This is a genomic window from Fusobacterium sp. (assembly GCF_030528405.1).
In the GTDB taxonomy this organism is placed as follows: Bacteria; Fusobacteriota; Fusobacteriia; order Fusobacteriales; family Fusobacteriaceae; genus Fusobacterium.
Genome location: NZ_JAUMYY010000047.1, coordinates 1 through 11,471 on the forward strand (window position 1 = coordinate 1; position 11,471 = coordinate 11,471).

Annotated in this window: 12 protein-coding genes and 1 tRNA gene; 10 read left to right on the top strand and 3 right to left on the bottom strand. The window is 27.8% G+C overall.

The features are described 5' to 3' along the window. Positions 1 to 236: 236 nt before the first annotated feature. From Q4A58_RS07175 to Q4A58_RS07190, 4 genes are all read left to right on the top strand, one after another. Positions 237 to 947 carry an amino acid ABC transporter permease gene (locus Q4A58_RS07175; protein ID WP_303117875.1) on the top strand — a complete coding sequence of 237 codons (711 nt, stop codon included), beginning with the start codon at positions 237 to 239 and terminating at the stop codon, positions 945 to 947. Continuing rightward, positions 940 to 1,668, top strand: a complete 729-nt coding sequence (locus tag Q4A58_RS07180; RefSeq protein WP_303117876.1) for an amino acid ABC transporter ATP-binding protein — start codon at positions 940 to 942, stop codon at positions 1,666 to 1,668. The genes Q4A58_RS07175 and Q4A58_RS07180 overlap by 8 nt, the downstream gene beginning before the upstream one ends. 27 nt (positions 1,669 to 1,695) lie before the next feature. Further along, on the top strand, positions 1,696 to 2,418 hold the full coding sequence (locus tag Q4A58_RS07185; protein ID WP_303117878.1) for a basic amino acid ABC transporter substrate-binding protein: 723 nt from the start codon (positions 1,696 to 1,698) through the stop codon (positions 2,416 to 2,418). A gap of 235 nt (positions 2,419 to 2,653) precedes the next feature. After that, complete coding sequence (locus Q4A58_RS07190; protein ID WP_303117880.1) at positions 2,654 to 3,658, top strand: NAD(P)H-dependent glycerol-3-phosphate dehydrogenase; 1,005 nt, start codon at positions 2,654 to 2,656, stop codon at positions 3,656 to 3,658. Between the two features lie 247 nt (positions 3,659 to 3,905). Here Q4A58_RS07190 and Q4A58_RS07195 read toward each other — a convergent pair. Next, positions 3,906 to 3,992, bottom strand: a tRNA-Leu gene (locus Q4A58_RS07195). 202 nt (positions 3,993 to 4,194) lie between these two features. On the opposite strand from Q4A58_RS07195, the gene gltS reads away from it, so the two are divergent. After that, positions 4,195 to 5,439 carry a sodium/glutamate symporter gene (gltS, locus tag Q4A58_RS07200; RefSeq protein ID WP_303117882.1) on the top strand — a complete coding sequence of 415 codons (1,245 nt, stop codon included), beginning with the start codon at positions 4,195 to 4,197 and terminating at the stop codon, positions 5,437 to 5,439. Between the two features lie 60 nt (positions 5,440 to 5,499). Here the strand turns inward: gltS and dinB are convergent, their stop codons facing one another. Further along, complete coding sequence (gene dinB / locus Q4A58_RS07205) at positions 5,500 to 6,543, bottom strand: DNA polymerase IV (RefSeq protein WP_303117883.1); 1,044 nt, start codon at positions 6,541 to 6,543, stop codon at positions 5,500 to 5,502. Positions 6,544 to 6,557: 14 nt separating this feature from the next. After that, positions 6,558 to 7,268: an NAD-dependent protein deacylase gene (locus tag Q4A58_RS07210; RefSeq protein ID WP_303117885.1), complete on the bottom strand. Its 711-nt coding sequence runs from the start codon at positions 7,266 to 7,268 to the stop codon at positions 6,558 to 6,560. A gap of 202 nt (positions 7,269 to 7,470) precedes the next feature. Between Q4A58_RS07210 and Q4A58_RS07215 the strand changes: the two genes are divergently transcribed. The 5 genes from Q4A58_RS07215 (at position 7,471) to rpmA (ending at position 11,421) form a co-directional block, all read left to right on the top strand. Next, positions 7,471 to 8,988 (top strand): ABC transporter substrate-binding protein, encoded by a 1,518-nt coding sequence (locus Q4A58_RS07215; RefSeq protein WP_303117887.1) that lies wholly within the window; start codon positions 7,471 to 7,473, stop codon positions 8,986 to 8,988. A gap of 236 nt (positions 8,989 to 9,224) precedes the next feature. Continuing rightward, positions 9,225 to 10,388, top strand: coding sequence for an MBL fold metallo-hydrolase (locus Q4A58_RS07220; protein ID WP_303117889.1), 1,164 nt, complete (start codon positions 9,225 to 9,227; stop codon positions 10,386 to 10,388). A gap of 100 nt (positions 10,389 to 10,488) precedes the next feature. Next, on the top strand, positions 10,489 to 10,800 hold the full coding sequence (rplU, locus tag Q4A58_RS07225) for a 50S ribosomal protein L21 (protein ID WP_303117890.1): 312 nt from the start codon (positions 10,489 to 10,491) through the stop codon (positions 10,798 to 10,800). A 2-nt stretch (positions 10,801 to 10,802) separates the two neighbouring features. After that, positions 10,803 to 11,135, top strand: coding sequence for a ribosomal-processing cysteine protease Prp (locus Q4A58_RS07230; protein WP_303117892.1), 333 nt, complete (start codon positions 10,803 to 10,805; stop codon positions 11,133 to 11,135). 1 nt (position 11,136) lies between these two features. Beyond that, the gene (rpmA, locus tag Q4A58_RS07235; protein ID WP_303117894.1) at positions 11,137 to 11,421 is read left to right on the top strand and encodes a 50S ribosomal protein L27; all 285 of its coding nucleotides are present in this window, start codon (positions 11,137 to 11,139) and stop codon (positions 11,419 to 11,421) included. Positions 11,422 to 11,471 lie beyond the last annotated feature (50 nt).

An 11,471-nucleotide genomic window follows, 5' to 3' on the forward strand; every position in this document is an offset into this window, starting at 1 on the left:
TTTTATATATTTTTATATACTTATTTTTTATATTTATATTATTTTATATTAAAAATATGCACAGAGAGCTAATGTAATCTGTGCTTTTTTTATGGTTATCTTAGAAAAAATGAGTTTTGAAAAAACGAAATTTTTTCTTAGATACCCAAATGTATACTGTTTCACAGCATCAAATGAAATCTAAACAATTTCAAAAATTTTACTAATAAAAATTTATTATAAATTTGGAGGAAAAAATGGAATATCTTGCAGTCTTAAAAGATATATTTCTATCAGATGATAGATATATGTACATCATTAATGGTTTACTTTTTTCAATAGGTATTACTTTATTATCTGCTATTTTAGGGATTATTTTGGGAATAATTTTAGCAATTATGAAATTATCACAATGGTATCCACTAAAAAATATAAAAGGTTTTGAAAAATTTAATCCTCTATCTAAAATTTCTTATATCTATGTCGATGTTATAAGAGGTACACCAGTTGTAGTACAACTTATGATACTTGCTAATTTAATTTTTGTTGGCATACTTAGAGATACTCCTATTATATTGATAGGAGGAATAGCTTTTGGTTTAAATTCTGGTGCCTATGTTGCTGAAATTATAAGAGCTGGAATTGAAGGGTTAGATAAAGGGCAAATGGAAGCAGGAAGGGCTTTGGGACTAAGTTATTCTCAAGCAATGAAAGAAATTATAATACCACAAGCTATTAAAAATATTCTTCCAGCGCTTGTCAGTGAATTTATAACTTTGTTAAAAGAAACTTCAATTATAGGGTTTATAGGTGGAATAGATTTATTGAGATCAGCAAATATAATTACCAGTCAGACATATAGAGGAGTTGAACCTCTATTAGCTGTTGGTTTAATATATTTACTTCTTACTAGTATTTTTACTGCATTTATGAGAAAAATTGAAAGGGGGTTAAAAACAAGTGATTAGCATAAAAAATCTCCATAAAAATTTTGGAAAATTAGAGGTTCTAAGAAATATTTCAACCACAATAGCAAAGGGAGAAGTTATATCTATCATTGGACCTTCTGGAAGTGGGAAATCAACTTTTTTAAGATGTATAAATAAATTGGAAGAACCTACATCTGGTCATATATTTATTGATAATATGGATCTAATGGATAAGAATACAGATATAAATAAAATAAGAGAAAGAGTAGGAATGGTTTTTCAACATTTTAATTTATTTCCACATAAAACAGTTTTAGAAAATTTAATATTATCTCCAATGAAAGTGAAACAAGAGTTAGAGGAGAATGCAAAAAAATATGCAGAATATCTTTTAGAAAAAGTTGGTTTACTTGATAAGGCCAATTCCTATCCTTCACAGTTATCAGGAGGGCAAAAACAAAGAATTGCAATTGCTAGAGCTCTTGCTATGAAACCTGAAGTTATACTTTTTGATGAACCTACTTCTGCTTTGGATCCAGAAATGATAAAAGAAGTGTTAGATGTTATGAGAGAACTTGCGAAGGAGGGAATGACAATGATAATTGTCACTCATGAAATGGGCTTTGCAAAAAATGTAGGAAACAGAGTTTTATTTATGGATAAAGGTGAAATAGTTGAAGATTCTTCACCTAAAGAATTTTTTGAAAATCCTAAGAATGAAAGAGTCAAAGATTTCTTAAATAAAGTACTTAACAAGTAATTTTTATATAAAATAAGGAGGAAAATTATGAAAAAATTAGTAAAGTTATTTTCTGTTTTAACTGTGGGACTTTTTGTATCTATATCTGTTTTTGCAAAACAAGTTGTTTTAGTTGGAACTAATGCTGAGTTTGCACCATTTGAATATCTAGAAAAAAATGAAATTGTAGGTTTTGATATTGATTTACTAAATGCAATCTCTAAAGAAACTGGAATAGAGTTTAAAATTAAAGATATGGCTTTTGATGGCTTACTTCCTGCACTACAAACTAAAAAAGTTGATTTGGTTATAGCAGGTATGACAGCAACTCCTGAAAGAGAAAAAACAGTTTTATTCTCTAAACCATATTTCACTGCAAAACAAGTTATAATTACTAAAAAAACTGATAATACTTTAAAAACTTTTGATGATTTATCTGGAAAAAAAGTTGGAGTTATGTTAGGATTTACAGGCGATACTGTAGTGAGTGAAATAAAGGGAACTAAAGTGGAAAGATTTAATGCTGCCTATGCTGCAATAATGGCTCTTAATCAAGGAAAGATTGATGCAGTAGTTTTAGACTCTGAGCCAGCAAAAAAATATATAGCAAACTCTAAAGAACTTGTAATAGCTGATGTTCCAGCTGAGGAAGAAGATTATGCTATAGCTGTTAGAAAAACTGATAAAGATTTGATTGAAAAAATAAATGCTGCTGTTGATAAATTAAAAGTTAATGGTGAATATGACAAGATTTTGAAAAAATATTTCTAAATTAAATATTAAAATTTATATGATAAAGGGGCTCTTGCAAATTAGATTTTAAAAAGTTTTGCTCGTCAACCTAAATATCTCAAGGATTCAGTAAAAAGTCTTTTGAATATTTAGGTGTGATTCCAAAACATCTACAAATCTTTAAATTGCTATAGCCCTTTTTTAGACTCTAAAAACTATTAATTTAATAAAAAAAATGTTAAAATATAAGAAAAATTAAGGTGGTGAATAATATATGCATAATATTACCGTACTAGGAGCGGGTACTTGGGGGCTGGCTTTGGCATCTTTACTTAATGATAATGGGCATAAAGTTAATGTATGGTCTGCTCTTAATGATGAAATTGAAACATTGAAAAAAGAATACAGGCATAAAAATCTACCTGAACTTATAATTTCAAAAAATATAATCTTTACACAAAATTTAGAAAATGCTATAAAAAATTCAAAAATAATTATTTTTGCTGTACCTTCAATATATATTAGGAAAATAGCAAAAGATATTAAAAAATTTTATAAATCTGAACAGATTATTGTAAATGTTGCTAAAGGCATAGAAGAAAAAACTAATATGACATTAATAGAGCAAATAGAAGAGGAGATACCTAGTTCAACTGTTGTAGTTCTGTCTGGTCCGAGCCACGCAGAAGAAGTAGCAAAAAAACTTCCTACTACTTGTGTTGTTGGTGCTAAAAATTATGAAATTGCAAAGTTTATTCAATTAGTTTTTATGAATCCTTTTTTTAGAGTTTATACTTCACCAGATATAATTGGAATTGAATTGGGGGGAGCTTTAAAAAATGTCATAGCTCTTGCTGCTGGGATTGCTGATGGGCTTGGCTATGGCGATAATACAAAAGCTGCTCTTATAACTAGAGGTATAGTAGAAATATCAAGATTAGGTATTAAGATGGGAGGAAAATCTCAATCATTTTATGGATTATCTGGTATAGGTGATCTAATAGTAACCTGTGCAAGTATTTATAGTAGAAATAGAAAGGCTGGCTTTTTAATTGGAAAAGGATATTCTATGCAAGAAGCTATGAATGAGGTAAAAATGGTTGTAGAAGGAGTATATTCTGCAAAAGCTGCAAAGTCACTTGCTAATAAATATAAAGTTGAAATGCCTATAATTAATGAAGTATATGCTGTTTTATTTGAAGAAAAAAATCCAAAACTTGCTGTTGATAGCTTAATGATGAGAGAAAAAATAGTAGAAAATAAAGATTTTGTTTGGTAAATTATTTATAGATACTTTTAAAAACTTTAAGAGAATCGCTATGAAAAATTTTAAAAGTTTTTTATCCATTTTATTATTTAATATACTATCCTTTAATATTTTAGCAGAGAAATATATAGTTAGATTTAAATATAAATGTATAAATATTAGGTAGCAAGATGATATAAAAGCCAAAGTTATAAAAAATTAGAAAATAAAAACTCTCTAAAAATATATTTAGAGAGTATTTTTTTATTATATTTTGAAATGGTGCCGAAGGCGGGACTCGAACCCGCACGTTCCGAAGAACTCCAGATTTTGAGTCTGGTGCGTCTACCAATTTCACCACTTCGGCATACCTAATATTTATTCTAGCATAAAATTTATACTTTGTCAAAGAAACTCAAAAAAATATGTTAATTGATATTTTTTTATAAAAATGTTATTATTAGAAATAAAATTAGATATTTTATTTCGTTTTGGTTGGCTTTAATTTATTTTTCTTTGTATTTTTAGCTATATGGCTATAAGTTCACAATGTGAAGAGGAGGCTTACTATGAATTTTGAAATAATTGATGGCTTGTTGAATATAAAATTAAATTCAACTATGACTCTAGCTTTAGCTGCTATATTATTAATTCTTGGTTATTCCATAAAGAAAAAAATTAACCTACTTAACAAATATTGCATTCCAGCTCCAGTTGTTGGAGGTTTTCTTTTTATGTTTATAACTTGGATAGGACATAATAGAGAAATTTTTAAATTTAATTTTGAAAACATTTTCCAATCTACATTTATGCTTGCGTTTTTCACAACTGTAGGTTTAGGTGCTAGCTTTTCATTACTAAAAAAAGGTGGAAAGCTTTTGATAATATACTGGCTGATTTGTGGCATTATATCAATTCTACAAAATACAATAGGAATTACTATAACAAAAGTCATAAAGCTTGAAGCCCCTTATGCATTACTATCTAGTGCAATATCTATGGTAGGAGGACATGGTGCTGCTTTAGCTTATGGAAATAGCTTTGCAAAAATAGGTTATGAAAGTGCTCCTTTAGTTGGAGCTGCTGCTGCTACATTTGGACTTATAACAGCAGTTTTAATAGGTGGACCACTTGGAAGAAGATTAATAGAAACAAATAATTTAAAACCTGACACTACAGAGAATTTTGACCTGTCTATAAACGAAATAAATACTGATAAAAAAGAAAAATTATCTGATCTTGATATAATAAAAAATGTTGCAGTCATTTTAATATGTATGGCTGTCGGAAGTTTTATCTCTACTCTTATAGGAAAACTTATAAAAATGGATTTCCCTTCTTATGTTGGAGCGATGTTTGTTGCTGTAATTGTAAGAAATTTTAATGAAAAAATACATATGTATAATTTTAACTTTTCATTGGTTGATGGAATAGGGAATGTTATGCTTAGCTTGTATCTTTCCCTAGCACTTATGACATTAAAGCTTTGGGAACTTTCTGGATTAATAGGAGGAGTTCTTCTTGTAGTTGCAGCTCAAGTTATTTTTATGATAATAATAGCTTACTTTATTGTATTTAGGATTCTTGGTTCTAACTATGATGCTGCAGTTATGTGTGCAGGACTATGTGGTCATGGACTTGGAGCTACACCTTCTGCTATTGTCAATATGACTGCACTAAATGAAAAATATGGAATGTCTAGAAAAGCTATGATGATAGTTCCTATTGTTGGAGCATTTTTAGTTGATATTATCTATCAACCTGCTACTATATGGTTTATAAAAACTTTTGTATCTGGCTTTGTTGGTAAATAAAATTTAAAAGCTATTCAAAAAGAGTTTGTTATACTTTAATTTGAAGTGTAGCAAACTCTTTTAGATTAATTTTAATTGTATTACATTGTTCTTTTCTATATCACCAAAATATACACCTATAAGTCTTATCTCTCTATCTTGCTCAATGCTATTAAGCAATTCTAAAACCAATTCATATAAAAATTCCTTATCTCTTGTTGGTGTTCTTAATTTTTTACTTCTAGTTATTGTTTCAAAATTTATATATCTTATTTTAATTGTTATTGATTTTGTATAAACATTATTCTTTTCTAATCTATCGTGAGTACTTTTAAAAAGATATTCCAATTCTCTTGTTATATCTGAGTTACCTGTCAAAGGAATTAAAAATGTTTCTTCATTGCCTATAGAATGTATCTCTCTTTGAAATTCTACCTCACTATAATCTATACCTCTTATTGAGCAATATAAATTTTCACCTCGGGATTTTCCATACTTTTTTATTAAGAAATCTAAAGAGAATTTATATAGATCTCTAACAAAAAAAATATTATTTCTGTTTAAAAGTTCTGTAAATTTTTTTCCGACACCTGGAATAATTTTTATTTTTTTATCTGATAAATAATTTATAAATTCTTCTTCACTATTGAATATATGTTGCCCATATGGTTTATTTATATCACTTGCAATCTTTGCTGAAAGTTTATTGAAACCTATTCCAACAGAACAAGTTAAATTGGTAATATCTTTTATTCTTTTCCTAAAATTTTTAGCAAAGCTTTCTTTTTTATCCTCAGCAACTATACCTGTAAGATCAATATATCCTTCATCAAGAGCTATAAATTCTACCTTATTAGTAATTTTAAAAATAAGTTCGTGAATCTGATTAGAAATTTTTTTATATTCCTTTTTATCAACTGGTATTACTATTAGTTTAGGACACAAAATTTTTGCATCAGAAACTTTCATTGCTGAATGAATACCATATTTTCTTGCTTCATAACTAGCTGTTGTAACTATATTTTCGCCAACAACTAATGGTTTATTTTTAAGCTTTGGATTCTTATTTATTTCAACAGAAGCATAAAAAGCATCAAGATCATAGTGCATTATGAGTCTTTTCATATTTAAACACCTTTTCATAAAGATTTCACAAGTTCATCCATTGTTTTGGCAAAATTTTCATTGAGAACTAAGCCTGCCATTTCGTCATATTGTGTAGCTTCATTATTTATTATTATTAAATTTTTTCCTCTAAAATATCTTATATAATGTGCTGCTGGATAAACAGTTAAACTAGTGCCAGCTATAACTAGAGTATCTGCATTTTCAATGTGATATATAGCTTGTTGTACTGCATTATTATCTAACATTTCTCCATATAGTGTTACCTCTGGTCTCACAAGTCCGCCGCAATCACAGCTTGAATTATAAGTAAATTTTTTTGTGCAGGAAATACAATACCATCTTTTTAAACTCCCATGAAGTTCTATTACATTTTTATTTCCAGCTTCCTGATGAAGATTATCTATATTTTGAGTTATAACAGCTTTAAGTATTCCTAACTCTTCAAGTTTAGCTAATGCCTTATGACCTTTATTGGGCATAATATCCTTTATAGATAGCTCTTTTTCAATATATTCCATAAAAATATCTTTATTTTTATTAAAAAAATCTATGCTTAGAATTTCTTCTGGTTGATATCTATTTCTATAAAGTGAAGCATATAATCCGTCTTTTCCTCTAAAACTTTTTAAACCACTGTCAGTAGAAACTCCAGCTCCAGTAAAAAAAACTAAATATTTACTCGATTTTATAATTTCTTTTAATTTTTCAAATTTATCTTTCATATAAACTCACCTCATTTAATTATAACATATAACTTCTTTACTATGAGCAATTTTTTTAAAAATTTTCTTGATTTCTTTAACTTTTTATCTAATTAACTAGAACCATTTTTTTATACCTTTTTCTATCTTATTGAATATAATTTTTTTGAATGCTATAATTCGTAAAAGTTTAATAAAAAATACTTTGTATATGGAGGTAATTATGTTAAAAAAAATCTTAATAGTTCTATCAACTGTTATTTTCTTATTTATCGCTTGTAATAAAAAGAATATGGAGCAAAAAATTACTAAAGAAGAATTAATCGTAGCTCGAGACGGAGAATCTAAAACTTTAGACCCCCATCAGGGAAATGATGGTTATTCCTTACAAGCAAATAGACTTATCTATTCAAGATTAGTAGAAGCTGACGGAGATATGAAAATTTATCCTGGTCTAGCTGAAAGTTGGAAACAGATTGATGAAAAAACTACACAATTTAAATTGAGAAAAAATGTTAAATTCCATAATGGAGATATTTTAAGTGCAGAGGATGTCAAATTCTCTTTTGAAAGAATGCTGACTTCCCCTAGAATTGCCTTTGTAGTTCCACCTATTGAAAGAATTGATATTGTTGATGAATATACAATAAATATTGTTACAAAAAATCCATTTGGTCCTTTACTTGCTCATCTTGCACATCCTGCTTTAGGAATAGTAAATAAAAAGCTTGTAGTTGAAGCTGGTGAAAACTATGCAAATAATCCTATAGGTACTGGAAGTTATAAATTTAAAGAATGGACTCATGGAGAAAAATTAATTTTTGAAAAAAATGAAGATTTTTATGATAAAAATGAGAAAGGTCCAAAAACTATAATTTTTAAACCCGTAGTTGAAGAATCCAGTAGGCTTATTGGACTTGAAACTGGAGAATATGATGTAGCACTTGCTCTTTATGCTTTAAATGAAAAGGCTGTAGAAAATAATGAAAAATTAGAATTATTATCTAAACCTTCTTTATCTACTGTTTTTCTTGGTATGAATAATGAAAAAAAACCTTTTAATAATCCAAAGGTGAGAAAAGCAATAGCTTATGCTTTAAATAAACAATCTGTTATAGATACTGTTCTCAATGGAAGTGGAATTATTCCTAATGCTCCTGTTGTTAGCACTGTATTTGGGAGCACAGATAAAACTAAAAATTATGAGTATAATGTTGATAAAGCAAAGAAACTTTTAACAGAAGCTGGCTATCCAAATGGTTTTGAAACTACTATAGTTTTACGTGGTGGTGAAATAAATACTCAAACAGCAGAAATTATCCAATCAAATTTAAGAGATATTGGAATAAATTTAAAAATTGAAGTTTTAGAGTCAGGAACTTTCCTAGATTTAACTGCTAAAGGAAGTCATGAGATGTATTTAGGAGCTTGGGGTGTAGTTACTGGTGATGCTGACTATGGGCTTTATTCTCTATATCATTCATCTGCTAAAGGAGCAACTGGAAATAAGGATTTCTATTCAAATCCAGAAGTTGATAAATTACTTGAAGCAGCAAGAGAAGAAAATGTTCCTGAGAAGAGAAAAGAACTTTATGAGAAAGCTGAGATATTAATAATGGATGATGTTCCTAATGTTTTACTGTTCAGCAGAAATATAACTATAGGAGCTCAAAAAAATGTTAAAGGAATAAACGTTCACCCTGTAACACTTCATAATTTTGCAACTGCTTATTTTGAATAAATAAAAGCTAAAGAAGAAATTTATCAATTTAGATTTCTTCTTTTTTATATATTCTAAAAAATTATTAAAAATCTATTTTATTGACTAATTTCTGTTATTGCAGCAGCTCAAAAGCAAAGCTTTTAAAAGACTCAATAATAATATATTTAAATCTTTTTTTATTAGAAATTTAAATAAAGCAATTTAATATGTTATACTATTAAAATATAAAAAGAGAGGAGATATTTCATAAAAAAATGAGAGCTATTTTTAAATTTGTTATTAAATTAACTACATTCTTATGTTTTTTTATTTTGACAACTCTATTAGTTGTTCAAATTTTCTTACGAACTAAGCCCTTTGGAAGATTACCTAGTGGTGAAAGGTTAGAAAAAATAAAATTATCAAAAAATTATAATTTAGAAAAACATGAGTTTGAGTATCCTTTACCAACTATTCTTTTAGGTACTGATACAAATAAAGAAAGTGCAAAAGGTATAAGTACAAGAGTCATAAAAAGGCTGTATGAATTTTTATTTGATAAAGAAAATGTAGAAAATACTATTCCTGAGAAAAAATTACCAAGTGTAAAAACTGATTTAAGAAATCTTGATATAAATGAAAATTTAATGGTGTGGTTAGGTCATTCATCACTATATATTCAATTAGATGGTAAAAGAATATTAATTGATCCCGTTCTTGAAAGAGCATTTCCTATACCCTTTATTATGAAAGCTTTTGAGGGTTCAGATATATACAGATCTTCTGATATACCTGAAATTGATATATTAATATTAACTCATGATCACTGGGATCATATAAATTATCCAACAATAAAAAATATCAAAAATAGAGTTAAAAATATTATTGTTCCATTGGGAGTTGGTGAACATTTAGAATATTGGAATGTAGATATGCAAAAGGTCTATGAAATGGATTGGTGGGAAAAAGTAGAGATTCAAAACTTAAAGATTCATACTCTTCCAAGTAGACATTTTTCTGGGAGAGGCCTTGTAAGAAATAAAACATTATGGGCATCATTTTTAATAGAAACTGATAAATATAAATTATTTCTAAATGGTGATAGTGGATATGGTCCACATTATAAAGAAATAGGAGATAAATTTGGAAAAATAGATTTCGTTGCCATGGAAGCTGGACAATATAATAAAGAATGGTCAAATATTCATATATTACCAGAGGAAATTTTGTATGCATTGAATGATTTAAACAATAAAAAATTTCTCCCTATTCATAATAGTAAATTCAAATTAAGTAAGCATCCATGGTATGAACCATTAGAAAGACTAGAAAAACTTACAGAAAATAAAGATGTGGAATTTGAAACACCAATCATTGGAGAAATTATATATTTAAATAAAAAAAATAATTTTAAAAAATGGTGGAAGGAATATAAATGATTTTCATTGACAATAATTATGTTTTATGATATATTAAATAGGATTAACGCATAATAAAGGTAATCAGCAACCTTATATTAGCGAAATATGGAGGTGTAATATGTACGCAGTAATTAAGACTGGTGGTAAACAGTATAAAGTTACAGAAGGTGATGTATTAAGAGTAGAAAAATTAAATGCTGAAGTTAATGCAACTGTTGAACTTAACGAAGTTCTTTTAGTAGCTAATAGCGACAATGTTAAAGTTGGTTCGCCTTTAGTTGAAGGAGCAAAAGTAGTTGTTGAGGTTTTATCTCAAGGGAAAGGTCCAAAAGTTATTAACTTCAAATACAAGCCTAAAAAAGCTAGCCACAGAAAAAAAGGTCATAGACAATTATTTACTGAAGTTAAAGTTGTTTCAATAAACGCTTAATTATGACAGTAATAAAGATTTTTAGAAGAAATAATAATATTGTTGGGTATATAGCAAAAGGTCATACTGATTATTCAGAACAAGGTAGTGATATAGTCTGTGCTGCAGTTTCAACAGCCTTACAATTTCCAATTTTATCTATGCGAGAAATTTTAAAAATTGAACCTAAAATTATTATAGATGAAGATGGTTTTTTAGAGGTTGACTTAAGAAATTTGGATAAAAATAATTTTAAAAAAATAAATTTATCTTTAGAGACAATGGTTTTGTTTATAAATGACCTATCGAAACAATATCCTAAAAATATTAAGCTTGTAGAGAAGGAGGATAAATAACATGAGATTTTTAGTAAATATACAATTATTTGCACATAAAAAAGGACAAGGTTCTGTTAAAAACGGAAGAGATTCTAATCCTAAATATCTTGGAGTTAAAAAATATGATGGGGAAGTTGTTAAGGCTGGAAACATCATAGTAAGACAAAGAGGAACAAAATTCCATGCTGGTAATAATATGGGAGTTGGAAAAGATCACACACTTTTTGCATTAATCGATGGATATGTAAAGTTTGAAAGATTAGGAAAAACTAAAAAACAAGTTTCTGTATACTCAGAAAAATAAAAAAAATGGGACTATTTCTCTTTAAACATGAAATAGTCCCTTTTTATCTT